27 protein-coding genes are annotated in these 25,831 nt (G+C 64.6%); 13 read left to right on the top strand and 14 right to left on the bottom strand.

Features of this window, described 5'->3' with window-relative positions:
* Positions 1-91: 91 nt before the first annotated feature.
* From hisF to hisB, 5 genes are read right to left on the bottom strand one after another with little or no spacing between them, the layout of a single operon-like run.
* Positions 92-856, bottom strand: a complete 765-nt coding sequence (gene hisF, locus PMI04_RS19260) for an imidazole glycerol phosphate synthase subunit HisF (protein WP_007710352.1) — start codon at positions 854-856, stop codon at positions 92-94.
* Positions 857-893: 37 nt separating this feature from the next.
* Positions 894-1,631 carry a 1-(5-phosphoribosyl)-5-[(5-phosphoribosylamino)methylideneamino]imidazole-4-carboxamide isomerase gene (gene hisA / locus PMI04_RS19255; RefSeq protein WP_007710354.1) on the bottom strand — a complete coding sequence of 246 codons (738 nt, stop codon included), beginning with the start codon at positions 1,629-1,631 and terminating at the stop codon, positions 894-896.
* 28 nt (positions 1,632-1,659) lie between these two features.
* A complete protein-coding gene (hisH, locus tag PMI04_RS19250) occupies positions 1,660-2,274 on the bottom strand; it encodes an imidazole glycerol phosphate synthase subunit HisH (protein ID WP_007710356.1) in 615 nt (204 codons plus the stop codon).
* Positions 2,271-2,558 carry a YciI family protein gene (locus PMI04_RS19245; RefSeq protein ID WP_007710359.1) on the bottom strand — a complete coding sequence of 96 codons (288 nt, stop codon included), beginning with the start codon at positions 2,556-2,558 and terminating at the stop codon, positions 2,271-2,273. Before PMI04_RS19245 ends, hisH begins: the two co-directional genes overlap by 4 nt.
* A gap of 28 nt (positions 2,559-2,586) precedes the next feature.
* Positions 2,587-3,174 (bottom strand): imidazoleglycerol-phosphate dehydratase HisB, encoded by a 588-nt coding sequence (gene hisB, locus PMI04_RS19240; RefSeq protein ID WP_007710360.1) that lies wholly within the window; start codon positions 3,172-3,174, stop codon positions 2,587-2,589.
* Between the two features lie 97 nt (positions 3,175-3,271).
* On the opposite strand from hisB, the gene PMI04_RS19235 reads away from it, so the two are divergent.
* Positions 3,272-3,748 (top strand): ClpXP protease specificity-enhancing factor SspB, encoded by a 477-nt coding sequence (locus PMI04_RS19235; RefSeq protein WP_007710361.1) that lies wholly within the window; start codon positions 3,272-3,274, stop codon positions 3,746-3,748.
* Between the two features lie 21 nt (positions 3,749-3,769).
* On the opposite strand, the gene PMI04_RS19230 is transcribed toward PMI04_RS19235, so the two are convergent.
* Positions 3,770-4,132 carry a hypothetical protein gene (locus PMI04_RS19230; protein ID WP_007710362.1) on the bottom strand — a complete coding sequence of 121 codons (363 nt, stop codon included), beginning with the start codon at positions 4,130-4,132 and terminating at the stop codon, positions 3,770-3,772.
* A gap of 137 nt (positions 4,133-4,269) precedes the next feature.
* Between PMI04_RS19230 and fumC the strand changes: the two genes are divergently transcribed.
* Complete coding sequence (gene fumC / locus PMI04_RS19225; protein ID WP_007710364.1) at positions 4,270-5,655, top strand: class II fumarate hydratase; 1,386 nt, start codon at positions 4,270-4,272, stop codon at positions 5,653-5,655.
* A 48-nt stretch (positions 5,656-5,703) separates the two neighbouring features.
* Complete coding sequence (locus PMI04_RS19220) at positions 5,704-6,066, top strand: hypothetical protein (protein ID WP_007710377.1); 363 nt, start codon at positions 5,704-5,706, stop codon at positions 6,064-6,066.
* Here the strand turns inward: PMI04_RS19220 and PMI04_RS19215 are convergent.
* Complete coding sequence (locus PMI04_RS19215; RefSeq protein ID WP_037486504.1) at positions 6,063-6,614, bottom strand: DUF2585 domain-containing protein; 552 nt, start codon at positions 6,612-6,614, stop codon at positions 6,063-6,065. The two genes, PMI04_RS19220 and PMI04_RS19215, sit on opposite strands and share 4 nt — an antisense overlap.
* Before the next feature lie 75 nt (positions 6,615-6,689).
* Here PMI04_RS19215 and gmk point away from each other — a divergent pair, with 75 nt between their 5' ends.
* Complete coding sequence (gmk, locus tag PMI04_RS19210; protein WP_037486506.1) at positions 6,690-7,355, top strand: guanylate kinase; 666 nt, start codon at positions 6,690-6,692, stop codon at positions 7,353-7,355.
* A gap of 10 nt (positions 7,356-7,365) precedes the next feature.
* On the opposite strand, the gene PMI04_RS19205 is transcribed toward gmk, so the two are convergent.
* The 4 genes from PMI04_RS19205 to PMI04_RS19190 all read right to left on the bottom strand — a co-directional run bounded on the left by PMI04_RS19205 (position 7,366) and on the right by PMI04_RS19190 (position 10,325).
* The gene (locus PMI04_RS19205; RefSeq protein ID WP_007710398.1) at positions 7,366-8,442 is read right to left on the bottom strand and encodes an SAM-dependent methyltransferase; all 1,077 of its coding nucleotides are present in this window, start codon (positions 8,440-8,442) and stop codon (positions 7,366-7,368) included.
* Positions 8,432-9,298, bottom strand: coding sequence for a prolipoprotein diacylglyceryl transferase (gene lgt / locus PMI04_RS19200; RefSeq protein WP_007710400.1), 867 nt, complete (start codon positions 9,296-9,298; stop codon positions 8,432-8,434). The genes PMI04_RS19205 and lgt overlap by 11 nt, the downstream gene beginning before the upstream one ends.
* 89 nt (positions 9,299-9,387) lie before the next feature.
* Positions 9,388-9,852, bottom strand: coding sequence for a hypothetical protein (locus PMI04_RS19195; RefSeq protein WP_007710403.1), 465 nt, complete (start codon positions 9,850-9,852; stop codon positions 9,388-9,390).
* Positions 9,849-10,325 (bottom strand): copper chaperone PCu(A)C, encoded by a 477-nt coding sequence (locus PMI04_RS19190; RefSeq protein WP_007710405.1) that lies wholly within the window; start codon positions 10,323-10,325, stop codon positions 9,849-9,851. Before PMI04_RS19190 ends, PMI04_RS19195 begins: the two co-directional genes overlap by 4 nt.
* 174 nt (positions 10,326-10,499) lie before the next feature.
* Between PMI04_RS19190 and dnaK the strand changes: the two genes are divergently transcribed.
* Together dnaK and dnaJ are read left to right on the top strand one after the other, a co-directional pair.
* Complete coding sequence (gene dnaK, locus PMI04_RS19185; RefSeq protein ID WP_007710407.1) at positions 10,500-12,398, top strand: molecular chaperone DnaK; 1,899 nt, start codon at positions 10,500-10,502, stop codon at positions 12,396-12,398.
* A gap of 103 nt (positions 12,399-12,501) precedes the next feature.
* Positions 12,502-13,635 (top strand): molecular chaperone DnaJ, encoded by a 1,134-nt coding sequence (dnaJ, locus tag PMI04_RS19180; RefSeq protein ID WP_037486559.1) that lies wholly within the window; start codon positions 12,502-12,504, stop codon positions 13,633-13,635.
* A gap of 18 nt (positions 13,636-13,653) precedes the next feature.
* Here dnaJ and PMI04_RS19175 read toward each other — a convergent pair whose 3' ends face one another.
* Positions 13,654-14,952, bottom strand: coding sequence for an amino acid permease (locus PMI04_RS19175; protein ID WP_007710411.1), 1,299 nt, complete (start codon positions 14,950-14,952; stop codon positions 13,654-13,656).
* 149 nt (positions 14,953-15,101) lie between these two features.
* Between PMI04_RS19175 and PMI04_RS19170 the strand changes: the two genes are divergently transcribed.
* Positions 15,102-15,965: a DUF3617 family protein gene (locus PMI04_RS19170; RefSeq protein WP_238535919.1), complete on the top strand. Its 864-nt coding sequence runs from the start codon at positions 15,102-15,104 to the stop codon at positions 15,963-15,965.
* Positions 15,966-16,070: 105 nt separating this feature from the next.
* Here PMI04_RS19170 and PMI04_RS19165 read toward each other — a convergent pair whose 3' ends face one another.
* The gene (locus PMI04_RS19165; RefSeq protein ID WP_007710426.1) at positions 16,071-17,873 is read right to left on the bottom strand and encodes an acyl-CoA dehydrogenase C-terminal domain-containing protein; all 1,803 of its coding nucleotides are present in this window, start codon (positions 17,871-17,873) and stop codon (positions 16,071-16,073) included.
* 57 nt (positions 17,874-17,930) lie between these two features.
* Positions 17,931-18,338 (bottom strand): MerR family DNA-binding transcriptional regulator, encoded by a 408-nt coding sequence (locus tag PMI04_RS19160; RefSeq protein WP_007710427.1) that lies wholly within the window; start codon positions 18,336-18,338, stop codon positions 17,931-17,933.
* 108 nt (positions 18,339-18,446) lie between these two features.
* Between PMI04_RS19160 and PMI04_RS19155 the strand changes: the two genes are divergently transcribed.
* The 6 genes from PMI04_RS19155 (at position 18,447) to PMI04_RS19130 (ending at position 25,830) form a co-directional block, all read left to right on the top strand.
* Entirely contained in the window at positions 18,447-18,851 is a 405-nt protein-coding gene (locus tag PMI04_RS19155; protein WP_007710428.1) for a DUF2946 family protein, read from the top strand.
* A gap of 68 nt (positions 18,852-18,919) precedes the next feature.
* Positions 18,920-20,935, top strand: a complete 2,016-nt coding sequence (locus PMI04_RS19150; protein WP_007710429.1) for a TonB-dependent receptor — start codon at positions 18,920-18,922, stop codon at positions 20,933-20,935.
* Positions 20,935-22,218: a PepSY domain-containing protein gene (locus PMI04_RS19145; RefSeq protein WP_007710430.1), complete on the top strand. Its 1,284-nt coding sequence runs from the start codon at positions 20,935-20,937 to the stop codon at positions 22,216-22,218. Before PMI04_RS19150 ends, PMI04_RS19145 begins: the two co-directional genes overlap by 1 nt.
* A 33-nt stretch (positions 22,219-22,251) precedes the next feature.
* Positions 22,252-23,874, top strand: coding sequence for an NAD(P)/FAD-dependent oxidoreductase (locus tag PMI04_RS19140; protein ID WP_007710431.1), 1,623 nt, complete (start codon positions 22,252-22,254; stop codon positions 23,872-23,874).
* Positions 23,875-23,992: 118 nt separating this feature from the next.
* Positions 23,993-25,024, top strand: a complete 1,032-nt coding sequence (locus tag PMI04_RS19135) for a phosphoribosylglycinamide synthetase (RefSeq protein ID WP_007710432.1) — start codon at positions 23,993-23,995, stop codon at positions 25,022-25,024.
* The gene (locus PMI04_RS19130) at positions 25,024-25,830 is read left to right on the top strand and encodes an NTP transferase domain-containing protein (protein WP_007710433.1); all 807 of its coding nucleotides are present in this window, start codon (positions 25,024-25,026) and stop codon (positions 25,828-25,830) included. The genes PMI04_RS19135 and PMI04_RS19130 overlap by 1 nt, the downstream gene beginning before the upstream one ends.
* The last annotated feature ends 1 nt before the right edge of the window (position 25,831 follow it).

Genomic DNA, 25,831 nt, shown 5'->3' with positions numbered 1-25,831 from the left:
CTCGGGAATAGCGGATTTCCGCTGAAAATTACGGTTAACACCACTTTCTTGGTCGTGGTTAATGTAAAGTAAATCGACGGTCCCGCTGGTATCAGGCTCCGCGCACCGGCACGCCGGCAGCGGCGAGCGCGGCATGGGCTTCGCCGATCGTGTGTTGGCCGAAATGGAAGATGGACGCGGCGAGCACGGCGCTGGCATGGCCTTCGACCACGCCCTCGACTAGGTGATCGAGCGTGCCGACGCCACCGCTCGCAATCACCGGGATCGATACTGCATCGGCGATCGTGCGGGTCAGTGCCAGGTCATAACCCTGTTTGGTGCCGTCACCGTCCATCGAGGTGACGAGCAGTTCGCCGGCGCCTAGTTCTGCCAACCGCAGCGCATGTTCCAGCGCGTCGATGCCGGTCGGCTTGCGGCCGCCATGGGTGAAGATTTCCCAACGATTTTCGCCGACCTTGCGAGCATCGACCGACCCGACGATGCACTGCGCGCCGAAACGGTCGGCGATGTCGGCGACCAGCTCGGGCCGGGCGACCGCCGCGCTGTTGACCGCGACCTTGTCCGCGCCGGCGAGCAGCAGCGCGCGCGCATCTTCCGGCGTGCGCACGCCGCCGCCGACGGTCACGGGCATGAAGCAGACTTCGGCGGTGCGGCGGACCACGTCCAATATGGTGCCGCGCGCTTCATGGGTGGCGGTGATGTCGAGGAAGCAGAGTTCGTCCGCCCCGGCCGCATCATAGAGCTTGGCCTGCTCGACCGGATCGCCGGCGTCCTTGAGGTCGACGAAGTTGACACCTTTCACCACGCGGCCATTGGCGACGTCGAGGCAGGGAATGACGCGGGTGCGGACGGTCATCGAATAAGGCTCCCAAATCCGTGTGCGGCGTGTCGGATCAAGTCGCCGCCTGTGCGACCGCCAGAGCGGTCTTGAGGTCGAGGCGGCCGTCATAGATGGCGCGGCCGGTGATCACGCCTTCGATCCCGTCATCGGCATGCAGGCTGAGAATACGGATATCCGCGATTCCCGCCACGCCGCCGCTGGCGATTACGGGGATATCGGTGGCGCGGGCGAGATCGACGGTGGCGTCGATATTGCAGCCCTTGAGCATGCCGTCGCGTCCGACGTCGGTGAAAAGCAGGCTCGCGACGCCGGCATCCTCGAACCGGCGGGCGAGGTCGATCACCGGCATGTCGCTCTTTTCCGCCCAGCCGTCCGTGGCGACGAAGCCGTCGCGCGCATCGACCGCAACGACGATGCCGCCGGGAAAATCGCGCGCGGCCGCCTTGACGAAGGCGGGATCTTTCAGCGCGGCGGTACCGATCACGATGCGCGATACGCCAAGGTCGAACCAACGTTCCACCGACTCTCTGTTGCGAATGCCGCCGCCCAGTTGGACATGGCCGGGAAAGGTCTCGACGATGCGTTCGACCGCTTCGGCATTGACCGCATGACCGGCAAAGCTGCCGTCGAGATCGACGACATGGATATGCTGGGCGCCAGCCGCAGCAAAGATCAGCGCCTGCGCGGCGGGATCGTCACCATAGACGGTGGCGCGGTCCATGTCGCCCTCGGCAAGGCGGACAACCTGCCCCCCTTTGAGGTCGATGGCGGGGAAGACGATCAGGGACATGGGATCAACCTTTGCGCGAACGGAGCCGTTACGGCCGCCAGTCGAGAAAACGGGACAGGAAGGACAGGCCGTAGCGCTGGCTCTTTTCCGGGTGGAACTGGCATCCGATGATGGTGTCGCGCGCGACGGCGGCGACCAGCGGGCCACCATGGTCGGTGATGGCGGCGACATGGGCCGGGTTGGCGGCCTCATAATGATAGCTGTGCAGGAAATAGGCCTCGCCCGCCTCGATCAGGGGCGGCTGGCCGTTCAGCACCACGTCATTCCAGCCCATGTGCGGCACCTTGACGGCCGCATCAGCCGGTTCGATCAGTCGCACCGTGCCGGGAATCCAGCCCAGCCCTTCGTGCCGGCCGAACTCCTCGCCTGCATCGGCCAGCAACTGCATGCCGACGCACACGCCCAAAAAGGGGGTGCCGCGCGCGTTCACCGCTTCGTTCATGGCGGCGACCATGCCGGGAATCGCGACCAGCGCGTCGCGGCAGGCGCGGAAGGCGCCGACGCCCGGCAGCACGATGCGGTCGGCCTTCGCCACCACATCGGCGTCGGCGGTGATGGTCACATTGTCGGCGCCTGCCTTGCGCAGGGCATTGTGGACCGAGTGGAGATTGCCCGCGCCATAGTCGATCAGGGCAATGGTCATGACAGCAGCGTGTCAAGATTGACGCTGGCGGCACGTGCGGGAAGAAACTCGATCAGCTCGAACGATGCCGCACCGTTGACGACGAAGGGATCGGTCGCCGCCTTGGCCGCGATATCGTCGCGCGCGCCGCGCGCCAGCAATATGCCACCGGTGCGCGGTTCGCGCCGGCCGGCGAGCAGCAGCCAGCCATCGGCAATGCCCTGGTCCAGCCAGGCCCGATGATCGGCCAGATGGCCGTCCAGCACATCGATCGGCGCCGTATAGGTCAGCGAAATGATGAACATGGGGTCGGCCTTTCTATGGAAGTGATGCTTACAGCATGCCCTTGGTCGAGGGGATGGCGTCGGCCTTGCGAGGGTCGATCTCCACCGCCTGGCGCAGTGCGCGGGCCAGGCCCTTGAACGCGCTTTCGACGATATGGTGATTATTGCTGCCATAGAGGAGTTCGATGTGCAGGGTGATGCCGGCGGCCTGGGCCAGGCTGTGGAAGAAATGCTCCACCATCTCGGTGTCCCATTCGCCCACCTTGGTGACGGTGAAGGGCAGCTTGCACACCAGCCAGGGACGGCCGGAAATATCGAGCGCGACGCGGCTCAGCGTCTCGTCCATTGGCGAATAGACGCTGCCGTAACGGCTGATGCCGCGCTTGTCGCCCAGCGCCTTGGCCAGCGCCTCGCCAATCGCGATCGCCGTGTCCTCGGTGGTGTGATGCTGGTCGACATGCAGGTCGCCGACGGTCTTGACGGTCATGTCGATCAGCGAGTGACGCGAGAGCTGCTCGATCATATGATCGAGGAAGCCGATCCCGGTGGAGACGGTATAAAGACCGGTGCCGTCGAGGTTGACGGTCACGTCGATCTGCGTTTCCGCAGTGTTGCGGTGAATCTCGGCCGTGCGCATGGCCGCCCTATAGCGTGTCGCGCCGGTCATGCAATCTGATCATGCGTATGCCGGACGGGGTTGACCGACGCTTTCCCGTCGTTAGGACATGTGCCCCATGAGCGAAGACCTGCCCGACAGCCTGATTCCCTATGACGAAATCGTGCAGGAGGCGCTGCGCGCGGTCGTTGGCCGCGTGCTGGGCGAAGTCCAGCAGACCGGCGGTCTGCCGGGCGTCCATCATTTCTACATCACGTTCAAGACGCATGCCGCCGGGGTCGACATCCCCAAGCATCTCTCGGAACGCTTCCCGGACGAGATGACCATCGTCCTTCAGAATAAATTCTGGGACCTGAAGGTCAGCGACCATCATTTCGAGGTCAGCCTGACCTTCAACCAGGTTGCCGCCCATCTGGTCATTCCCTTCAGCGCCATCACCGCCTTTGTCGATCCGGCGGTCAATTTCGCGCTGCAATTCCAGGTTCAGGCGGATGAAGAGCCCGAACCCCATGATGCGGCGGAAAATGATGTTCCCCAAGTTACGAGCGAAGATGGCTCGAACGTCGTGACGGTGGATTTCGGCAAGAAGAAATAAACGGCTTTCGCTTCTTTCACCTCAGGCCGGCTTGCGCCAAACCGGGAAGATCGCGTTTCCGGTTGATCCCATTGCTGCGGTCATTTGCGCATGGTCGAATCCTTCCAGTGTCATCAGCGCATCCAGCACGGCGGGTTCGCCTGTAGCGCCTTGGGGATAGGCGCAGGCGACATGATCGTCCGCGCCAAAAAGCAACCACCAGACATCGGCAGCCCACGGGCCGCTATCGTTGGTTTCTATCAGGATGCCGGACAATTCAGCCCTGTTGACCATTTTGACCTCGCCGGACGCATCCCGCACCGCGATGCGTGTCGCGTCGATGCTGACGTCCCAGCGCGCTTCCGCTTCCAGCCGCTGTGATCGCTTTTTGAACCATCCGAACATGCCAGCTTGCCTCTCGATTCTTGATCCGACTCCTCTGCGCGATTCTACGCTTTCCCACCCAATTATCGCTTGGATTTCTCGCGCCTCTCCCTACATCCAACTCAGTTTTGCGATCGATTCTTAACTGGGAGTCCTGAATGTCTGCTACCCGTACCGAAACCGACAGCATTGGCGCCATCGAAGTGCCGGCCAACGCCTATTGGGGGGCGCAGACCCAGCGCAGTATCGAAAATTTCCCCTTCGGCGCGACTGAGCGGATGCCGATCGGCATCGTCCATGCCCAGGCGATCGTGAAGCAGGCCGCAGCGCGGGTGAATGCGAAACATGGTCTGGATGCGAAGATCGTTGCCGGAATCGAGGATGCCGCGCAGCAGATCGTCTCGGGCGCGCTCGACGACCAGTTTCCGCTCGTCATCTGGCAGACCGGCAGCGGTACCCAGACCAACATGAACGTCAATGAGGTGATCGCCGGCTATGCCAATGAGCAGCTGGCCGGCACGCGCGGCGGCAAGAGTCCGGTCCATCCCAACGACCATGTGAACATGAGCCAGTCGTCGAACGACAGCTTCCCGACCGCGCTGCATGTCGCGACCGTTCTGGCGACCCGAGATCGGTTGATTCCGGCGCTGGAGAAACTGACTGGCGCGCTCACCGCCAAGGCGCAAGGCTGGGGGCATATCGTCAAGATCGGCCGCACCCACACGCAGGATGCGACGCCGCTCACGCTGGGCCAGGAATTTTCCGGCTATGCCGCCCAACTGGTCAGCAGCAAGGCGCGCATCGAAGGCGCATTGAACGGCAATATCCGCAAGCTGGCGATCGGCGGCACGGCGGTCGGCACCGGTCTCAACGCGCCCGATGGCTGGGCGGACGACATGACGGCGGCGATCAGCGATATTGCCGGCACGCCGTTTGAAAGCGCGCCCAACAAGTTCGAGCAGTTGGCCGCCAAGGATGGCCTCGTCTTCTTCTCCGGCGCGCTCAATACGCTGGCGGTGGCGCTGACCAAGATCGCCAATGACATCCGCTTCCTGGGATCGGGGCCGCGTTCGGGCCTGGGCGAGCTGGACCTGCCCGCCAATGAGCCGGGGAGCTCGATCATGCCGGGCAAGGTCAACCCGACCCAGTGCGAATCGCTGACCATGGTGGCGGCGCAAGTGATCGGCAATCACCAGGCGGTGACCGTCGGTGGCATGCAGGGCCATTTCGAGCTCAACGTCTTCATGCCGCTGATCGGCGCGAATGTGCTGCGCTCGATCCATCTGCTGAGCGTCGGCATGGAAAGCTTCGCCGAACGCTGTGTAGAGGGGATGCAGGCCAATGAGGGCCGGATCGCCGAACTGGTCGAACGCTCGCTGATGCTGGTGACCGCACTCGCGCCGGAGATCGGCTATGACAATGCCGCGACCATCGCCAAGCATGCGCACAAGAAGGGGCTGACGCTCAAGCAGGCGGGCCTCGATCTGGGGCTGGTGGACGAAGCCACCTTCGACCGACTGGTACGGCCGGAAAATATGGTCTGATCCAGATCAACTGGCGGAACCGGGGCGGGTGCGATACATTAATCCCATATGAAGAAAACGCCTGCCCCGACCCCGCCCAAGGCACCTCTCGGCGCCGCAGATGCCAAGCGACGCAAGGCGGGCCTGCTCAAGAAGGCTGCCCGCCTTGGCGCGACGGTGGTCGCAGCCCGGGTTGCGGCCGACACGGGGAAGAAGGGCGTGATCGGCCTGATTGCCGGGGCCGGCGCCAAGCGGCTGATCATGCGCTATCCGGTCGGCGCGATGGTCGTCACCGGCGCCTATCTGGCGGGCAAGCTCTATGAGGCCAAGCGGGAAGCCGATCGCAAGATGGCGACAAAGCTGTTGACCGATGCCAGCGCCAGGCCGATCCTGATCGACGAGGCGCGCGCGGCCCGCAAGAAGGCGGGCTAGAGGGCGCCTTGCCAGGCCTTGATCGTGTCGATCGGCCAGGCGAGCATCAGGACGTTCAGCGTTAGATTGTCGCGAATCACGGCGAGCGCTAATAGCTCGAAGCCGATCGCAACGGCGACCGTCAACCAGACCGGCGCGCGCGATGCGAACAGGAAGCCCGCCGCCATCATGCCGATGTCGCTCATCGAATTGAGGATGCTATCGCCCGAATAGCCGAGCGCGATCGTTGCCGTGCGATAACGGTCGATGATGATCGGCGAGTTTTCGAGGATTTCCCACGCCGCCTCGATCGCCACCGCCACCGACAGGCGGAAGCCCAGCGGCCTGCGGTGCATCAGCAAATGGGTCGCGCCATAGAAGAGGAAGCCGTGGATGATGTGGCTGAGGCTGTACCAGTCGGACAGATGCTGGCTGTTGCCGCTGTCGATCGGCCCGTGCCACAATTCGACCGTGCCACAGGTGCAGATCGGCGGGCGGCCCATCAGGTAGAGGATCATGGCCGCGCCCAGCGCGATCAGCAGGGCGAGGATAAAGCCCTGCCGATTCATTCCTTTACGCGATCGCGCCAAGCGCCTTCTCCCCCGACCTCTTGCAAAATGCCGTTCACGACGCCACTAGCGGCCATGGCCGACAACATTCCCACCGATACTCCCGATTTCAAGCGCCGTGGCGTTCTCTTCGTCCTGTCCTCGCCCTCGGGCGCTGGCAAGTCGACGATCGCACGCAAATTGCTGGCAAGCGAACCGGAACTGTCGATGTCGGTTTCCGCGACGACGCGGTCGATGCGGCCGGGCGAGGTCGACGGGAAGGATTATCATTTCGTCGACCTGGAAGAGTTTCGCCGCATGGCGAATGAGCATGAGTTCCTGGAATGGGCGCATGTCTTTGGCCAGCGCTATGGCACGCCGCGCGCGCCGGTCGAGGCGATGCTCAAGAGCGGCAAGGATGTGCTGTTCGACATCGACTGGCAGGGTGCGCAGCAGTTGCATCAGATCGCGGGCGGCGACGTGGTTCGTATCTTCATCCTGCCGCCCTCGATGGAGGAACTGGAAAAGCGCCTGCGCGGGCGGGCGACCGACAGCAACGAAGTGATCGAGGGGCGCATGGCGCGCGCGGCGGGCGAGATCGCCCACTGGGACGGCTATGACTATGTATTGTGCAATGTCGATGTCGAGGAATGTTTCGAGCGCGTGCGCACCATCCTGCACGCCGAACGGATGAAGCGCAGTCGCCAGACCGGCCTGATCGGCTTCATCCGCAAGCTCAGCCGCTACCACCAGGAAGACTGAAGGCCGCGCCCTATTTCTCGAACCCGGCCGGATCGGCCCAGTCGGGGTGAGACCAGGCCATCACCTTGAACAAGGTGCCCATCTCCGCCTCGTCGGTCAGGCGGTGGCGCTGCGCCTCCAGGTCGGCCGCACGGTCCGGGCTGCCCTTGGCAAGCACGGAAGCACGCACGTCGATTCCCAGATGCTGGAGAAAATGGCCCTGGGTCACCGGGCCATGGACGCGCAGGCCGGCCTGGCGCGCGACATTGCCGAGCAGGGTGAAGTCGACATGGGTGGTGAGGTCACTTTCGCCCGGATCGGTGAAAGGGTCGGTGAACTGGTGGTTCTTGACCGCCTGTAGCGTATCGCCGAGCGCCGGGCCTTCATAGCCATAGTCGATGATGAGCGCGACGCCGCCCTGGCGGGCGATGCGACTGGCCAGGGTATAACCGGCGGTCGCGCCGGCCTGTGCCATTTCGATGATCGCGCCCTCGGGCGCCTGTGCGGCCATCGGCGGCAGGCCCGATTCGATCCGACGATAACCGGGTACCGGCAGAAAACGGCCTTCCTCCTCGCGCCGGACCACGACGCGCTCGCGCCATTCATCGCCAACGCGGACCATCTGACGCACGGGGAGAGCATCGAAAAACTCGTTGGCGACCACCAGCATGGGTGCCTGGTCGGGCAGGCCTTCAACATTGTCATGATGAATGACATGGGGAATCTGGGCGCGCTGCCGTTCGCGCAGCGTTGGGCTGGTCTCGACGAAATGGATGCGCGAGGTTACCGCCGCGCCCTCCATCGCGCGGAGCGCGTCGGCCGCCAGTGTGCCGCGTCCCGGTCCCAACTCGACATAGAGCGGGTCGGCGCGCCGGCCCGAGCGCAGCCAGACATCGGCGAGGCACAGGCCGATCAGTTCGCCGAACATCTGGCTGATTTCCGGCGCCGTGGTGAAGTCGCCTTCCAGCCCCAGCGGGTCGCGCGTGGCATAATAATGCTGGTTCGCCTCGCCCATATAATGGGCGATCGAGATCGGTCCGCCCGAATCGATCTGGCGGGCCAGGCGCTCGGCGAGGCTCAACTGGCTGGGCAGGGCATCAGCTGACACTCGCGCTGCCTGCGATCGGTTCCACGCGCACGCGCCGGCCCTTGGCGGTGACGATCAGATAGAGCCCGCCCAGGATCATCGGCACGCACAGCCACTGGCCCATATGCAGGCCGGTCTTCTGGGCAAATTCCATCAACTGGGCATCGGCCTCGCGGAAATATTCGACGCCAAAGCGGAAGATGCCGTAGAAGAAGAGGAACAGGCCGACGAGCATGCCGGGCTTGTAGCGCGCGCGCGTCTTCCAGAAAGCGAAGGCGAGGATGCAGAAGAGGATGATACCCTCGAAAAAGGCTTCGTAGAGCTGGCTTGGGTGGCGGGCGAAGGGGCCGCCGGTCGGGAAGATCATCGCCCAGGGCACATCGGTTTCCTTGCCCCACAATTCGCCGTTCACGAAATTGGCGAGGCGGCCGAAGAACAGGCCGAAGGGCACGACGCAGGCGACATAGTCGTGGATGCGCAGCCAGCTCAGCTTCTCCTTGCGCGCCATGTAGAGGATGCCGAGCGACACGCCGGCTGCCCCGCCATGGAAGGACATGCCGCCATTCCACAGCTTGAAGATGTCGAGCGGATGCTGGAGGATTTCGGGCTGGTAGAAGAAGACATAGGCGAGCCGGCCGCCGATGATGATGCCCAGCGTCGCATAGAAGATCATGTCGTCGGCATGGCGCCGCGCCATCGGCGAACCGGGCTGGGCGATCAGCTTCAACAGATACCAATAGCCGATCAGGATGCCGGCCAGATAGGCGAGGCTATACCATTTGAGCGTGAAGAAGCCCAGGTTCAGGGCGATGGGGCTAAGCCCCAGCTGGTCGAAGCGGATGGCGCCTGAAGCGGCGGCGGCAAGGTCCAGGATCAAAATGGCATTCCCTCGGCAACTAGGCTTGCGGCCATAGAACAAGCGGGGGGGAAGATGAAGGGGGGGAGGGGGATTTGCCGTCTTCGGCGTTAGCTATCCCGAAAGGGCAGCAATGTATCATAGATGGCGAGGCCGGGTTTACCCGGCAGCGTCGCGCCTCGGCGTAGCAGAAAGGCGTGGCGGACGATCTCGGCCTGTTGTTCGATGCCGTAACGGGTGAAGGGTTTGCCCGGCAGGACCACATAGTCATAACGGCAGAAGGGGTGTCGCATCAGCGGCAGCCAATATTTGCCCGACCGCTGCGCCTGCCAGACATGGGTCATCTCATGGATGAAGAGGCCCTGGAGATGAAGCGGGCTGGCACAGAAATCGGCGCAGAACAGGCCGCCCCCGGGATGGAGCCACAGATCGCCGTCGGGTGCCATGGTCACCGTTCGGGGCTGGAAGGGCCAATATTTGCGGTTATGGACACGCACCTTGTCATAGGCGATCGCGTCGCCGAACATCGTCCTGGCGAGCGCGGCCTCGTCGGTGGTCAGAAGGCGGCTGGTCAATGCGCCTTATGCTCTTCCATCGGAGCGCCTGCCGCCGGAGCATCGCTTCCCGGCTTGCGGATCACCGCATCGACCAGCAGCCGGTCACCGTTCGACATCAGGAAGGTCAGTTGCATCTTGCCCCGGCTGATCGCGGTGTCGTTGATGCCCCAGATCATCAGATGCTTGCCGCCCGGTGCGAAAGCGACCGTGCCCTTGGCCGGGACATCGACGCTGTCGATCGGCTTCATCTTCATGACACCGCCCTCATCGACGCTTTCGTGCATTTCGACCTTGAGCGCATAGTCGGTCATCACCCCGCGCAACTGCACCCCGGCATCGCCGCCATGCGCCACGAAATAGCCGGCCGAGGGCGTATCCTTGTTGGGTGACAGCCGGACCCAGGCCTGATCGACATAACTGGGCGCGGGGTCGCCACAGGCGGTGAGCGCCAGCGGCGCGGCAAGGACAAGGAGGGCAAAGGGCGCGCGCATGGGAAGCTCCGTGACTGTCTCGTTTCCGGTCAATAGCTGACTAATCGCCCCCGATCCTTGTGCCAAGCGAAAGCGCGCCTATATCCCCCGTGCAAACCGGCCTTGCCTTGGCGCTTACGTGAGGTATTGGGCCGTCAACCGCTGAATTTATTTTGGGGTTCAAAGAGGACACAAATGGCAAAAGTTATCGGTATCGACCTTGGCACGACCAACAGCTGCATTGCTGTGATGGATGGCGGCAAGCCCAAGGTTATCGAAAATGCGGAAGGTGCGCGCACCACGCCGTCGATCGTCGCCTTCGCCAAGGATGGCGAACGTCTGATCGGCCAGCCGGCCAAGCGCCAGGCGGTCACCAATCCGGACAATACGATTTTCGCGGTGAAGCGCCTGATCGGCCGCCGCTTCGACGATCCCATGACCAAGAAGGACATGGAACTCGTCCCCTATGACATCGCCAAGGGGCCGAACGGCGACGCCTGGGTCAAGGCCGGTGGCGAGGATTACAGCCCGTCGCAGATCAGCGCCTTCATCCTGCAGAAGATGAAGGAAACCGCCGAGAGCTATCTGGGCGAAACCGTCACCCAGGCGGTCATCACCGTTCCCGCCTACTTCAACGACGCCCAGCGTCAGGCGACCAAGGACGCCGGCCAGATTGCGGGCCTCGAAGTGCTGCGCATCATCAACGAGCCGACTGCGGCGGCGCTGGCCTATGGCCTCGACAAGCAGGACGGCAAGACCATCGCGGTCTATGACCTTGGCGGCGGCACCTTCGACATCTCGATCCTGGAGATCGGCGATGGCGTGTTCGAAGTGAAGTCGACCAATGGCGACACCTTCCTGGGCGGCGAAGATTTCGACGCCAAGCTGGTCGAATATCTGGCTGCCGACTTCAAGAAGGCGGAAAGCATCGACCTCACCAAGGACAAGCTGGCCCTCCAGCGTCTGAAGGAAGCGGCTGAAAAGGCGAAGATCGAGCTGTCCTCGGCCCAGTCGACCGAAGTCAACCTGCCCTTCATCACCGCCGACCAGAATGGTCCCAAGCATCTGGTGAAGACGATCACCCGCGCTGATCTGGAGCGTCTGGTCGCCGACCTGATCAAGCGGACGATGGAACCCTGCAAGAAGGCGATGGCCGACGCCGGCGTGACCGCCAGCGAGATCAGCGAAGTCGTCCTGGTCGGCGGCATGACCCGCATGCCCAAGGTGCGCGAGGCCGTGAAGGAATTCTTCGGCAAGGAACCGCACACCGGCGTGAACCCGGACGAAGTCGTCGCCATGGGCGCCGCCATTCAGGCCGGCGTTCTGCAGGGCGACGTCAAGGACGTGCTGCTGCTCGACGTGACCCCGCTGAGCCTCGGCATCGAGACGCTGGGTGGCGTGTTCACCCGCATGATCGACCGCAACACCACCATCCCTGCCAAGAAGTCGCAGGTCTATTCGACCGCCGACGACAATCAGCAGGCGGTGACCATCCGCGTGTTCCAGGGCGAGCGTGAAATGGCGGCGGACAACAAGCTGCTCGGCCAGTTCGACCTGGTCGGCATCCCGCCGGCACCGCGCGGCGTGCCGCAGATCGAAGTCACCTTCGACATCGACGCCAACGGCCTGGTCAATGTGTCCGCCAAGGACAAGGGCACCGGCAAGGAACAGCAGATCCGCATCCAGGCGTCGGGCGGCCTGAGCGACTCCGACATCGACCAGATGGTCAAGGATGCCGAACGCTTTGCCGAAGACGACAAGAAGCGTCGTGAAGCGGCTGAAGCCAAGAACAACGCCGAAAGCCTGGTCCACACGACCGAGGCGCAGCTGGCCGAACATGGCGACAAGGTCGACGCCTCGCTGAAGGGCGAGATCGAAGCCGCGATCGCGGAAACCAAGAGCGCGATCGAAGGCGGTGATGCCGAAGCCATGAAGGCCAAGGCGCAGGAACTGGCGACCGTCGCGATGAAGCTGGGCCAGGCGATCTACGAGAAGGAGCAGGCTGCTGCAGCCTCGCCGGAGGCCGAAGCGCCGAAGGCCGATGACGGCGTCGTCGATGCCGAATTCTCCGAAGTGGACGACAACAAGGCGTAAGCCCCATGAAACGCTCCTCGACTTCGCTTCGGGCGGACATACTGGTTTCTGACCAGTGCATCCGTTCGGAGCGAGGCCGGGGACCGTGCGCGCCGAGGGCGAGATGACGACCGAAATCGACTATTACGAACTGCTCGAAGTAGAACGCACAGCCGACGGGGCCGCGATCAAGAGCGCCTATCGCAAGCTGGCGATGAAATATCACCCGGACAAGACCGGGGGCTGCACGGACGGTGAGGCCAAATTCAAGGCGGTGTCCGAGGCGTATGAATGCCTCAAGGACCCGCAGAAGAGGGCGGCCTATGACCGGTTCGGCCATGCCGCTTTCAAGCAGCAGCAGGAAGGTGGCGGCGGTGGTTTCCACGGCGGCGCCGGCGGTTTTTCCGATCTGGGCGATATTTTCGAGACGATCTTTGGCCAGGCCGGCTTTGGCGGTGGCGGTGGACGCCAGCAGCAGCGTCGCGGCGCGGACCTGCGCTATGACCTCGAAATCACGCTGGATGAGGCCTATCACGGCAAGAAGACCGAGATCGAGATCGAGGTTTCGACTGCCTGCGATAGCTGCGAAGGCTCGGGCGCTCAGCCGGGCACCGGGGTCAAGACCTGCGGCACCTGCCAGGGCCATGGTCAGGTGCGGGCGCAGCAGGGCTTTTTCGTGGTGGAGCGGACCTGCCCCAGCTGCCATGGCGCGGGCCAGGTGATTGAAAGCCCGTGCAAATCCTGTCGCGGCGAAGGCCGGGTCGATCGGCCCAAGACGCTGTCGGTCAATATCCCGGCGGGCGTCGATGAAGGCACCCGGATCCGCTTGTCGGGCGAGGGCGAAGCCGGCGCGCGGGGCGCGCCCGCAGGCGATCTCTACATCTTCCTGCATGTGAAGCGGCACAGCATCTTCGAGCGAGACGGCACGACCCTGTTCTGCCGCGCGCCAATCAGCATCACGACGGCCGCGCTGGGCGGGGTGATCGAAGTACCTGGCCTTGATGGCCAGCGGCACGAGATCAAGATCCCGAACGGTATCCAGTCAGGCAAGCAGATCCGCCAACGCGGCGCTGGCATGCCGGTGCTGAATGGCCGTGGTCAGGGCGACCTGGTCGTGCAGGTCGATGTCGAGACGCCGACCAAGCTGACGGCCAAGCAGCGCGAACTGCTGGAGGCTTTCCGTGAGACAGAGACCGGTGAGGAATGCCCGCAATCGAGCGGCTTCTTTGGCAAGCTCAAGGAAATGTGGGGGGACTGAGGCTCCCCACAGGACTGGTCAGGGCGTGGCGCCGGTGCGCCGCGCCCACCAGTAGAAGGGCAGGCCACCGGCCATCAGCAGGAAGCTGGCGCCGCTGGGTATGAGGCCCGCGCCCCATAGCGTCCAGCAGGCATAGGCAAGCCCTATCGCTGCCGCCGGCACCGCGATCCGCAGCCGCAACGCGGCCAGCGCGCATCCCACATAGAGCCACAGGGTCGCCGATGTCGCGAGCAGCGCCATCGCGGTAAACAGCGCGACCAGCCCCTGCAGGCTGTTGGCGACCAGCAGCAGGCTGGCGAGGATGCTCGACAATATCAGTCCGCGTAGCGGCGTGCCGCGCGCATCGGTGCCCGCCAGCCACGCCGGCAATTCGCCTGCGCGCGCCATCGCCAGCGGTACTTCGCCCTGCAGCAGCGTCCAGCCATTGAGCGCGCCCAGGCAACTTATCACCACGAACATCGCGACCAGGCTGGCGGGGCCGGCCGACCAATAATGGGTGACATAGGCACCGAAGGGCGATCCGGTCTGGCTTTCGGCGCCGGGTAGGGTGAGGGCGATGCCGGAACAGACCAACAGATAGAGCAGGCCGGTGACGGCCGTGCCAATCATCGTCGCGCGCGGTACGGTGCGGGCGGGATCCTTGACCTTGTCGGCAGCGACCGACGCGGATTCAAAGCCCAGCAGCGCCCAGAGGGTGAGCGCGGCGGCGGCGGTGATGCCGCTGCCGGTAAAGCCCTGGGCCGGGAAGGGCACGATTTCCGCCGTGCCACGCCCGATCGTCAGCGCCAGTAGCACCAGGACGACCAGGATGGGCACGACCTTGATGATCGTCGTCACCAGTTGGGCCGTGCCGGCGGCACGGGCGCCGCGCAGGTTGATCGCGGTGGTCAGCCAGATGAAGCCGATCGAGCAGAGTGCGCCCAGCCCCGGCCGATTGAGAATCGGCAGCAGGCTGGACAGGTTGGCGGTGGCCGCGACCGCGATCGTGACATTGGTGATGATGATCGACAGCCAGTAGATCCAGCCGATCGCAAAGCCGGCCAGCGGACCATAGGCGCGCGCGCTCATCTGCGCGGCATTGGCGTCGGGCATGGCGACGGTTAGCCGGGCGATGACGAAGGCCAGGATCAAGGAGCCGGCGATGGTGAACACCCAGGCGGCGACCGCATCCCAGCCGAAGGGCGCGAGGGCGGCCGGCAGCAGGAACACCCCTGATCCGATCATATTGCCCATGACCAGCGCGATGCAGGCGGCCAGCCCCAGCGTCCGCACCGGGCGGTGGGGGATCACATCCTGTGCCGGCGGCGGGCTGTCCATCATCCTTGTCTATCGGTGAAAAGGGGGCAGGGCCAGAGCGGATCGTTGCGCCTTCGTTCGGACTTGCATGGCGGCGCGCTTCGGGTGATGCTGAGGACAGGAGATAGAGGGAGAGGCAGGACTTGCGGCAGGTCGCGGCTTGGGCGTTCATGCTCCTTTCTTTGTCCTCATCGTCGGACGCTGCCGACGCGAACGAACCGATCATCGTTACCGCCGCCAAGCTGCGCAGGGTCGGCATCGACTATGACGCGCGCGGGCGCGACCTTATCCGCTGCACCATCACCCGGACCAGCGGCGAGGATCGGGTCGATCAGGCGATGTGCGAACTGGTGCGCCTGTGCGTGGCTGACGGCCATGGCCGCCGGCGCGATGCCCAGGCCTGCGTCAGCGAACGGATTGCGGTGCTGGCCGATGCCGAGATGGAGGCGGAAGATGTCGTGCTCGTCCGTCCAGCCGCGCTGGCGCAGGCGCGACAACCGATCGAATCGGTGGTGTTGCCCGGACCCCAGATCAGCCTGCCGCCGGTGGAGCAGGATGCCGGTATTCTCGTCACCGGATCGCGCTACCGGATCAGACCGGGTCTGTGGGAGATCGAGAAGGGACGAATGTTCAGCCGGATGGTAGGGTGGAAGGTGATTGGCGCCCGCCCGCAGAGCAGCCTGCCGCCGCCGCCACCGGGCTATCGCTATCAGCTATGCCTCAGCCGCAGTGATGCGGAGACGCTGCAGCAATTTGTCGATGATCATTTCGAGCGCGAGGGGCTCAAGGGCTGCATGATGGCGCGCATGGAGGTGGAGGAGGGGCGGCTGAGTGTCACCCGCTCCTGTCCGTCGCGCTATGGTACGATCGACATGCGATTGAGTGCGCAGTTGGCGGCAGAGCGGATTGAAGGGATCATGCTTGGCACAACCGACACCGGGCGTTTTCAAGCCGAGGACCGATATCTGCTCAACGGCCGGCGCATCGGCGAATGCCCGCCCTCCCGGCCCGAAGGTGCGGCAGGGCGGGATTAGATTTGCTTAGAGCGCGCTGCGTTATATCCGACGCAGCGCGCTCTCAGTTTTTGTTGTCGCATCGTTTTAAGCGCAAAACCGGTTCCCGCTTTTGCGCACGATGCTCTAGGCTGCCAGGAACATGTCCGGGTCGAGCGCCATCAGCGTGTCGGCGCCGCCCTCGATCTTGCGGCGGAGCGAACCGGCGTCGGGCATGATGCGCTCGGCAAAGAAGCGGGCGGTGACCAGCTTGGCTTCCAGGAAGCCGGCATCGCCCTCGCCCGCGTCGAGCAGGCCGGTGGCGGCCTTGGCCATGCGCAGCCACATCAGGCCGGTGGCGACGATGCCCAGGATGTGCATGTAATGATGCGCGCCGGCTCCGGCATTGTCGGGGTTCTTCATCGCGTTCTGCATCAGCCACATGGTCGATGCTTCGAGCTGGCCCTTGGCCTTTTCGAGCGCATCGGCGAAGCTGGCCAGCTTCTCATTACCCTTGGCCTCGGCGATTTCGGTGGCCAGGATCTTGAGGAAGGCCTGGAGCGCGCGGCCGCCATTCATCGGCAGCTTGCGGCCGACCAGATCCATCGCCTGCACGCCATTGGTGCCTTCATAGATCTGGGCGATGCGGGCGTCGCGAACATACTGTTCCACGCCATTTTCCCAGATGTAACCATGGCCGCCGAACACCTGCTGGCTGGAAACGGCAACGTCGAAGCCCTTGTCGGTGCCATAGCCCTTGATCACCGGGGTCAGCAACTGCAGCAGGTCGTCGGCCGCCTGACGCTCTTCCTCGGTTGCGGCGCTGTGCGACAGGTCATGCTGCAATGCGCCCCACAGGATCAGCGCGCGCAGGCCTTCGGTCAGCGCCTTGCCTTCCATCAGCATGCGGCGAACATCGGCATGGACGAACAGCGTGTCGGCCTTTTCTTCCGGCTCCTTGGGACCGGTGAGCGCGCGGCCCTGGCGACGGTCCTTGGCGTAATGGACGGCGTTCTGGAACGCGATCTCGCCCTGGCCCAGGCCCTGCAGGCCGACGCCCAGGCGCGCGGCGTTCATCATGATGAACATGGCGGCCAGGCCCTTATTTTCCTCGCCGACCAGCCAGCCGGTGGCGCCGTCATAGTTCATGACGCAGGTGGCGTTGCCGTGGATGCCCATCTTGTGTTCGAGCGAGCCACAGGACACGGCGTTGCGGTCGCCCAGCGAGCCGTCTTCATTGACGATGAACTTGGGCACGACGAACAGCGAGATGCCCTTGCTGCTGTCGGGCGCGCCGGGCGTCTTGGCGAGGACGAGGTGGATGATATTCTCCGCCAGGTCATGTTCGCCGGCCGAGATGAAGATCTTGGTGCCGCTGATCGCGAAGCTGCCATCGCCATTGGGCACGGCCTTGGTCTTGATGAGGCCCAGGTCGGTTCCGGCATGGGGCTCGGTCAGGTTCATCGTGCCGGTCCAGGTGCCCGCCACCATGTTGGGCAGATAGGTGGCCTTCTGTTCGTCGCTGCCCTTGGCGATCAGCGCGGCGATCGCGCCGGCGGTCAGGCCATGATACATTTCGAACGCCTGGTTGGCCGACAGCACATATTCGGTGACGGCGGTGGCGATGACATTGGGCAGGCCCTGGCCGCCAAATTCGATCGGCGCGTGCAGCGTGGTCCAGCCGCCCTCGACAAACTGGTCATAGGCCGCCTTGAAACCGGTCGGCGTGGTGACGCTGCCGTCGGCATGACGGGTGCAGCCTTCCTTGTCGCCCACGGCGTTGATCGGGAACAGCACTTCCGACGCGATCTTGCCGCCTTCGGTCAGGATCGCCTCGACCAGGTCGGGGGTCGCATTCTCGAAACCGGGCAGATTGGCGTAGCGCTCCAGCCCGACGACATGGTCGAGCACAAAGCGGGTGTCGCGAACGGGGGCGGTATAGCTGGGCATGAATCTTCTCCAGTCGGTTTTGTTCTGTAGCGGGGGAGCCGGCGGTGCGGCTCCGGCTTATTTCTCGATCGAGCCGATGAAGCTCGCCAGTTCAGCGATCGCGGCGTCGATATCATCCTTCTGCCGGGTCAGCAGGTCGATGCGCGCACGGCATTTGTCGATCGTGACGCGACGCTGTTCCTCATGGCCTTCGTCGGCGTCATACAGGTCGATCATCTCGCGAATGTCGTTGAGGCTGAAGCCCACGCGCTTGCCACGCAGGATCCAGGCGAGGCGGGCGCGATCGCGACGCGAATAGATGCGGGCCAGCCCCTGACGTTCGGGGGCGATCAACCCTTCATCCTCATAGAAGCGCAGGGCGCGTGCGGTGACCCCGAATTCCTCGCTCAGGTCGGTGATGGTGTAGCTCTGCTGGTCCCGGTCGTCGGGCAGTTCGATACCGGCGATGTTGCTGCGCGTGCTCATGGCCAAGGGTGTAAAACGGGTTTACGTTTACGTCAAGGTGAGTATGTCGCGGCGATATGGCCTTTTGTCCTAGTGACAGACGGGTTTGGGCCACCTAGGCCATGACCGATGATGGGGGCCATACGAGAATCATATGCGGCACGGAGCCTGCTGGCTTCGCTGGCGCTGCTCGTCCTGGCCATGCAGATGGTGGTGCCGGCCGGCTTCATGCCGATGCGGACCGAACGGGGCGTCGTCGTGACGCTTTGTACCGGCCAGGGCGCGGTCAATGTCGTGGTCGATCGCGACATTGCGCCTGGCAAGAAGCATCCCGGCGACGCCACGCCACAGACCCAGCATTGTCCCTTTGCGGCCTCGATCCAGCCGGTCATGCCGCCGCTGATTCTGGCCGACCTGCCACTGCCGGCCTGGCAACTGGCCTTCGGTCCGATCGCCTTTGCGCTGCGCACCGGCGTCATCGCCCGGCTGGCCGCGCCACCACCACCATCGTCCGGACCGCCCAGCCTTTCCTGAAACCCGTTCATGCGCGTGGCCGCTAACCGGCCAGCGCCCTGCTGTTTTCAGTTAAGGTCCAAAAATTCATGCGTCTTTCCCATCTCCCGCGCGGCGCGGTGCTGTGTGCGCTTGCCTGTTCCCTGCCCCTCCATGCGGAGGAAGCGCCCGATCCGGGCAGCATCATCGTAACCGCCAGCCCGATCATCGAGGAAGCCGCGGCCCGGGTGGCACGCACGCCTGGCGGCATCGATGTCGTCGCGGCGGATGACTATGGCGACAAGCTGGCTGTGTCGCTGCGCGATGCGCTCGCCTTTTCGCCCGGCGTCTACACCCAGCCGCGATTCGGGCAGGAGGTACGGATATCGATCCGCGGATCGGGCCTGTCGCGTGGCTATCATATGCGCGGCCTGACCCTGTTGCAGGACGGCATCCCGATCAACGCTGCCGACGATAATGGTGATTTCCAGGAACTGGACCCGCAAGTCTTCCAGCATATCGAGGTCTATCGCGGTGCCAATGCGCTGCGGCTGGGCGGATCGACGCTGGGCGGCGCGATCAATGCGGTGACGCCCACCGGGCGCAGCGCGCCGGGCGCGGAGGTTCGCATCGATGGCGGCAGCTTCAATACGCTGCGGGGCAAGGCGGCCTATGGCTATGCCGATGATCGGGGCGATGGCTGGGCGGCGATCACCGCCGACCGATCCGATGGCGACCGCGATCATGGCGCGCGCAAATCGCTGCGGTTCAACGGCAATGTCGGACTGAAGATCAGCGAGACGGTGGAAACGCGCTTCTATGCCAGCGCCCAGTCGATCCGGCAGGATCTATCCGGCGCGCTGAGCGAAGCGGATGTGCTGCATGATCCGACCAAAGGCAATTTTGTGGGTGATCAGGCGCGCAACATCGATTCGATCCGCTTGCAGAACCGGACCATAGTGCAGATCGGGGGAGGCGAGCTGGCCTTTGGCGTCTATTATAATGCCAAGCAGCTCGACCATCCCATCTATCAGGTGATCGACCAGAAGTCCCAGGATCGCGGGCTGTTCGCCAGCCTGGATCTGGCGGGCGAGATTGGCGGCATGGCGGCGGAACTGACGCTGGGCAGCCAGGCGCGCTTCGGCCGCACGGTCGCGCGTCAGTTCGTCAATGTCGCCGGCAAGCCGGGGGCGCCGACGGCCTATGCGATCCAGAAGGCGGAAACGATCAACAGCTATGGCGAGGGGCGGATCGCGCCTGTAGCGGGTCTGTGGCTGATCGCTGGAGGCATCTACACCCATGGCGAACGGCAGATCGACAATATCTTTGCCCCGGCGCGCAGCGGCGACGCAGATTTCGACAGTTTCGCGCCGAAATTCGGCCTGCTCTACGAACCGGCGGAGACTGTCCAAGTCTATGCCAATTACAGCCGCTCGGTCGAACTGCCCGGCTTTGGCGAACTGAGCCAGACCCCGGCGGGCGGGGCGCCCGGCTTCACGCCGGTCGGCGCGCAAAAGGCGTGGACGGCGGAGATCGGCACGCGCGGCCATCGCGGCATCGCGGCTTGGGACGTCAGCCTCTATCGCGCCGATATCCGGGGTGAAATGCTGCAATATAATGTGGTCGCCGGCACGATCCCGGCCGCTACCTTCAATGCGAGCAAGACCCGACATCAGGGGATCGAGGCGGGGCTGGACCTGGAACTGGCCCCTTGGGCGACACTCCGGCAGGTCTATCAATATAGCGACTTCCGCTTCCGCGACGACGTGCAATTCGGCGACAATCGCCTGCCGGTGGTGCCGCGCCATGTCTACCGCGCGGAGGTGAAGCTGGGCACCGATCGGTTCAATGTGACGCCTGCAGTCGAATGGGTGCCGCAGGGGGCCTGGGTCGATTATGCCAACAACAAGCAGGTCGGTGGCTATGCGACGCTGAACCTGCGGGCGGAGGCGGTACTGCGCGATAGCCTCACCCTGTTCGTCGATGCGCGTAACCTGACTGCGGAGGCGGCCGTCGGCGATATCGGTGCGGTGGTCGACTATTCCGCGCTGGCGCCCTCGGCGCAGGCGATCTTCTATCCGATCGAGCGGCGCGCCATTTATGGCGGCGTCCAGGCGCGCTTCTGATGGCGGCGGCGATGGGCAGTGGCGCCTTTTATCGGGCGATGTGGCGGTGGCATTTCTATGCCGGGTTGATCGTCCTGCCGGTGCTGGCGCTGATGGCGGTGACCGGTGCGCTCTATCTCTATAAGCCGGAGATCGAGGCGCTGGTCTATCCGGTGCGGATCGCCGCCGCACCTGGCGGTGTGCCGCCTTCGCAAATGGTCGCCGCCGTGGAGCGGACCAGCGGGCTGCGCGTCACCCAGATCGTCCGGCCGGCAATGCGGGATGAAAGCTGGCGGGTGACGACGAAGGCGACAGGGGGTGATGCCGTCACCTGGTTCGTCGATCCGCATGACGGTCGCATCCTGGGCACCATGCAGGGCGGCGGCATTATGAAGGTGATCAAGGACCTGCACAGCCTGGCGCTGACCGGGGCGGTCGGCAATCGGCTGGTGGAGGTGGTGGCGGGCTGGGCGATCCTGCTCTGCATAACCGGCCTCTATCTGCGCTGGCCCCGGCGCGGCCAGCCGGCGCTGGCGGTGCGGGGGCGACCAGGCGGGCGGCTGTTCTGGCGCGACCTACATGGCACGCTGGGTTTTGCGTCGGCGCTGGTCATCCTTTTCCTGGCGGTGACCGGCATGCCTTGGACCGAAGTCTGGGGCGGGGGGCTGCGCGCGGTGGTCGCTGCGAATGACCTGGGTCGCCCCAGGGCGCCGGTCATTCCATGGACTGCACCGGCGCAGGAAGCATTGCCCTGGGCCTTGCGCGAGGGCGGCGCGGCCAAGGGCGCCGTTGGCGGCATTGGCATCGATGCGGTGGCGGATATCGTCGCGCAGCGCGGCGTCAGCGGCGGCTATACGCTGGTCCTGCCCGCTACGCCGGGCGCGCCCTGGCTAGTCGCCACCATGGTCGAGCGGGCGCAGGATGCCCGCGCAATCACCATCGATGCCGCATCAGGCGCGGTGGTGCAGGATATCGCCTGGCGCAATTTCGGCGGTGGTGCGCGCGTGGTCGAATGGGGCATCGCCACGCATCAGGGGCAGGAATATGGCGAGGCCAATCGGCTGCTGATGCTGGCGGGGTGCCTGTGCCTGCTGCTGCTGTGTCTGACCGCGCCGATATTGTGGTGGAAGCGGCGGCGAAATGGACGGCTGTGCGCCCCGCCTGATGCGACCCCGGCTGTGCGCCGGACGGTAGCGGGGCTGATGCTGGTCATTGGCCTGCTGTTCCCGCTCACCGGCCTGTCGATGCTGGCGGCGCTGGCGGGTGAATGGCTTGCTGGCCGGTTGAAGCGCGCCGGGGAATAGCATTTCGGGCCGTTAGCGATTATGGGCAGGGCCATGATCCGTCTTTCCGGCCTGAAACTGCCCCTCGACCACCCGGCCGAGGCGATGCCCCTCGCCATCTGCGAACGCTTGGGCCTGGCGCCGCAACAACTGCTGGGCCACAGCGTCGTACGGCGCGGCAATGATGCGCGCCGCCGCAGCGCGATTCAGCTCGTCTATACGCTCGATGTCGATGTCATGGACGAGGCGGCGGTGCTGGAACGCTTCGCCAACGACCATGATGTCCGGCCGACGCCCGACACCAGCTACAAGTTCGTCGCCCATGTGCCCGATGGCTGGCAGGGCAAGCGGCCGGTGGTGATCGGCGCGGGACCGTGCGGGCTGTTTGCGGGCCTCATCCTGGCGCAGATGGGGTTCAAGCCGATCATCCTTGATCGCGGCAAGGTGGTGCGCGAGCGGACCAAGGACACCTGGGGCCTGTGGCGCCGCGCGGAGCTGAACCCCGACAGCAACGTCCAGTTCGGCGAGGGCGGCGCGGGCACCTTCTCCGACGGCAAGCTCTATTGCCGGGTGAAGGATCCCCGCTTCCTGGGGCGCAAGGTGCTGGAGGAATTCGTCGCGGCGGGCGCACCCGACGATATATTGTGGGAGGCGCATCCCCATATCGGCACCTTCCGCCTGGTCTCGATGGTGGAAGCGATGCGCAAGCAGATCGAATCGCTGGGCGGTGAATATCGCTGGCAGCATCGCGTCGATGATCTGGTGCTGGAACGCCAGGGTGACGGTACGCAGATGCTGCGCGGCCTGGTGTTGCAGGACGGCAGCGTGATCGAGGCGGATCATGTCGTCCTGGCGGTGGGGCACAGCGCACGGCCGACTTTCGAGATGCTGCATGGCAAGGGCGTGCATATCGAACCCAAGCCCTTTTCCATCGGCGTGCGGATCGAGCATCCGCAAAGCTGGGTCGACAAGGCGCGCTATGGCAATTGCGCCGGGCATCCCGATCTGGGCGCGGCCGCCTATAGCCTGGCCCATCATTGCACCAATGGCCGCACCGTCTACAGCTTCTGCATGTGCCCGGGCGGCCGGGTGGTCGCCGCGACGTCCGAGGAAGGGCGAGTCGTCACCAACGGCATGAGCCAATATAGCCGGGCCGAGTTCAACGCGAATTCGGGCCTGGTCGTCGGCATCGATCCGGCGCGCGACTTTCCCGACGGACCGCTGGCCGGGATCGAACTGCAGCGCCATTGGGAGAGCCTAGCCTATGTCGCGGGCGGCGCCTCCTACTGGGCGCCGGGGCAGACGGTCGGCGACTTCCTCGCCCGCCGGCCTTCGACCGAGCTGGGATCGGTCATCCCCTCCTACAAGCCGGGGGTGACGCCGACCGACCTGTCGCTGTGCCTGCCCGATTATGTGATCGAGGCCTTCCATGAGGCGTTGCCCGCCTTTGGCCGCCAGATTGCGCGCTATGACGATCCCGATGCGGTGATGACCGGGGTGGAAACCCGCACATCCTCGCCAATCCGGATTACGCGGGGCAAGGACTTCCAGAGCCTCAACGTCGCCGGCCTCTATCCGGCAGGCGAGGGCGCAGGCTATGCCGGGGGCATCCTGTCGGCCGCGATCGACGGCATCAAGGTAGCCGAGGCGGTGGCGCTGCAAATGATTCAGTCCTGATCTGCGACGGGTTTGACATCGCCGGGTCATGAACCCGTCACGTGGTTGACCCGACTTCGTCCCCTGGCGGTAACCGCGTCGTCAATCCAGCGTAACGGGCGGATGCTAAAGCGCCGTCATGCTGAACCCGATCGACCGTTGTCTGCGCATCTCCCCGGCCGACAAGGCCCGGTTGCGCCTCCTGTTCCTGGCCAAGCATGCCTGCAAGGGCGGTGGTGCCGACAGCGTGGATGGAAATCATGCCGTCTACCATCATGAGATGCGGTCGACCCTTGAGGCGATCGGCCTCAATGTCGCGGTTGCCGACAGCTATGATGCGCTGTTCGATCGACCCGATGTCGACTTCGTCGTCACCCTGCTCAATCGCGGCGGTTTCCAGAATAGCGAGATGCTGGCGCCGCTGCTCCTGTCCTGGCGCGGCGTGCCCTTTCTGGGGGCGAGCCCGATCCTGCGCGGCGTGTCGGACGACAAATATCTGTCCAAGCTGATCGCCCGCGCCCATGGCGTGCCGACCATGCCCGCGCGGATACTGCGCCGGGGCGCCATGCCCGCAGGCGCGGAATTTCAGGCCGAACGGCTGGTGGTGAAGCCCAATGCCTCTTCCGCCTCCTGGGGCCTGGCCATGGTCGACAGCTGGGCCGAGGCGCATGCCCATGCCGATCATCTCCATGGCCTGGGCCATGATGTGCTGGTCGAGGCCTGGGCGCCCTTGCTCGACGTCGCCGTGCCGGTGGTCGGCGGCAGCGGGGGCCAGCCCTGGATCCTGCCGCCGATGATGTATGTGCCGGCCGACCCGCATCGCGAGCGCAGCTATGAGGAAAAGCGCGGCCTGATCGATGCCGGCGACGACCCGCTGATCCTGGTCGAGGACCATGACCTGCGGGTGCGGCTGGAGGATATGACCAGCCGTCTGCTGCCCGAGCTCTGGCCGTTCGACTATGGCCGGTTCGAGTATCGCTATGATCCTGTGAGCGGCGATGTGCTGTTCATGGAAGTGAACCTGTCCTGCAATCTCTGGTCGAAGAAGACGATCTCGCGCTCGGCCGCTTCGATCGGCGTCGATCATCAGAGCCTGGTCGAAACCATCGTCGCGCACAGCCTGGCGCGGCATGGCCTGCTGACCGAAATGCCGGTGCGGGAGGCCGCCTGATGCCCGGCACGGCAACGGCGCTGGTGTTGGCCGGCAAACGCGACGGTGCGACCGACCCGCTCGCGCTGGATGCGGGCGTCACTCATAAATGCCTGGTTCCGGTGGTCGGTCAGCCGATGCTGGTCCATGTGATCGAGGCGCTGGCTGCGAGCCCGCGCATCGGCGAGATCCGCGTCGCGATCGAGGATGTGGAGGTTTTGGACATGCTGCCGCAGCTGAGGGGCCTGCGCAATACCGGCCGACTGGTCGCGATCCCGGCTCAACCCAATCTGGTCGACTCCGTGCTGGCGGCGGCCGATGGCGCACGCTTCCCGTTGCTCATCACCACCGCCGACAATGTGCTGCTGACCCCCGATGCGCTGGCCGAGATGCTGGACGGCTGTGCCGCACAGGGGGCCAGCGCGGGTGTCGCCTTCACCCGTCGGGCCTCGGTGCTGGCGGCGCATCCGCAGGGGCAGCGCAAATTCTATCGCTTTGCCGACGACGAATTTTCCAACTGCAACACCTATTGGCTAAAGGATGGCAAGGCGCTGGCGGCGGCCGAAACCTTCCGTTCGGGCGGGCAGTTCGTGAAGCATCCGATGCGCATCATTGGCGCCTTCGGCTTGCTAAACCTTATCCGCTTCCGCTTCGGCATTGGCACGCTGGGCCAGGCCTTCGCGCGCTTTTCTCGCCGGTTCCGCATGGTGATCGCGCCGGTGATCCTGAGCGACGGCGCGGTCGCGATCGACGTCGACAACGCGCGCAGTCATGGCGTGGCGAGTGAATTGCTGCAGCAGCGGTTGACTCGGGTCGAGGCGGCCTGAC

This window comes from Sphingobium sp. AP49 (assembly GCF_000281715.2).
Lineage (GTDB): Bacteria > Pseudomonadota > Alphaproteobacteria > Sphingomonadales > Sphingomonadaceae > Sphingobium.
The sequence above is the reverse complement of the archived record's forward strand: the minus strand, read 5'-3'. Positions and strand labels throughout refer to the sequence as shown.

What these genes read in the sequence shown, in the direction of transcription:
- PMI04_RS19130 (WP_007710433.1), top strand. Translation starts at nt 25,024, where the DNA reads ATGCCCGGCACGGCAACGGCGCTGGTGTTGGCCGGCAAACGCGACGGT.
- hisA (WP_007710354.1), bottom strand. Translation starts at nt 1,631, where the DNA reads ATGTCCCTGATCGTCTTCCCCGCCATCGACCTCAAAGGGGGGCAGGTT.
- PMI04_RS19145 (WP_007710430.1), top strand. Translation starts at nt 20,935, where the DNA reads ATGGCGGCGGCGATGGGCAGTGGCGCCTTTTATCGGGCGATGTGGCGG.
- hisH (WP_007710356.1), bottom strand. Translation starts at nt 2,274, where the DNA reads ATGACCATTGCCCTGATCGACTATGGCGCGGGCAATCTCCACTCGGTC.
- hisB (WP_007710360.1), bottom strand. Translation starts at nt 3,174, where the DNA reads ATGCGCACGGCCGAGATTCACCGCAACACTGCGGAAACGCAGATCGAC.
- PMI04_RS19165 (WP_007710426.1), bottom strand. Translation starts at nt 17,873, where the DNA reads ATGCCCAGCTATACCGCCCCCGTTCGCGACACCCGCTTTGTGCTCGAC.
- PMI04_RS19155 (WP_007710428.1), top strand. Translation starts at nt 18,447, where the DNA reads ATGATGGGGGCCATACGAGAATCATATGCGGCACGGAGCCTGCTGGCT.
- dnaK (WP_007710407.1), top strand. Translation starts at nt 10,500, where the DNA reads ATGGCAAAAGTTATCGGTATCGACCTTGGCACGACCAACAGCTGCATT.
- hisF (WP_007710352.1), bottom strand. Translation starts at nt 856, where the DNA reads ATGACCGTCCGCACCCGCGTCATTCCCTGCCTCGACGTCGCCAATGGC.
- PMI04_RS19235 (WP_007710361.1), top strand. Translation starts at nt 3,272, where the DNA reads ATGAGCGAAGACCTGCCCGACAGCCTGATTCCCTATGACGAAATCGTG.
- PMI04_RS19175 (WP_007710411.1), bottom strand. Translation starts at nt 14,952, where the DNA reads ATGGACAGCCCGCCGCCGGCACAGGATGTGATCCCCCACCGCCCGGTG.
- PMI04_RS19150 (WP_007710429.1), top strand. Translation starts at nt 18,920, where the DNA reads ATGCGTCTTTCCCATCTCCCGCGCGGCGCGGTGCTGTGTGCGCTTGCC.
- fumC (WP_007710364.1), top strand. Translation starts at nt 4,270, where the DNA reads ATGTCTGCTACCCGTACCGAAACCGACAGCATTGGCGCCATCGAAGTG.
- PMI04_RS19215 (WP_037486504.1), bottom strand. Translation starts at nt 6,614, where the DNA reads ATGAATCGGCAGGGCTTTATCCTCGCCCTGCTGATCGCGCTGGGCGCG.
- PMI04_RS19220 (WP_007710377.1), top strand. Translation starts at nt 5,704, where the DNA reads ATGAAGAAAACGCCTGCCCCGACCCCGCCCAAGGCACCTCTCGGCGCC.
- gmk (WP_037486506.1), top strand. Translation starts at nt 6,690, where the DNA reads ATGGCCGACAACATTCCCACCGATACTCCCGATTTCAAGCGCCGTGGC.
- PMI04_RS19170 (WP_238535919.1), top strand. Translation starts at nt 15,102, where the DNA reads ATGCTCCTTTCTTTGTCCTCATCGTCGGACGCTGCCGACGCGAACGAA.
- PMI04_RS19230 (WP_007710362.1), bottom strand. Translation starts at nt 4,132, where the DNA reads ATGTTCGGATGGTTCAAAAAGCGATCACAGCGGCTGGAAGCGGAAGCG.
- PMI04_RS19190 (WP_007710405.1), bottom strand. Translation starts at nt 10,325, where the DNA reads ATGCGCGCGCCCTTTGCCCTCCTTGTCCTTGCCGCGCCGCTGGCGCTC.
- PMI04_RS19245 (WP_007710359.1), bottom strand. Translation starts at nt 2,558, where the DNA reads ATGTTCATCATTTCGCTGACCTATACGGCGCCGATCGATGTGCTGGAC.
- PMI04_RS19160 (WP_007710427.1), bottom strand. Translation starts at nt 18,338, where the DNA reads ATGAGCACGCGCAGCAACATCGCCGGTATCGAACTGCCCGACGACCGG.
- dnaJ (WP_037486559.1), top strand. Translation starts at nt 12,502, where the DNA reads ATGACGACCGAAATCGACTATTACGAACTGCTCGAAGTAGAACGCACA.
- PMI04_RS19135 (WP_007710432.1), top strand. Translation starts at nt 23,993, where the DNA reads ATGCTGAACCCGATCGACCGTTGTCTGCGCATCTCCCCGGCCGACAAG.
- PMI04_RS19140 (WP_007710431.1), top strand. Translation starts at nt 22,252, where the DNA reads ATGATCCGTCTTTCCGGCCTGAAACTGCCCCTCGACCACCCGGCCGAG.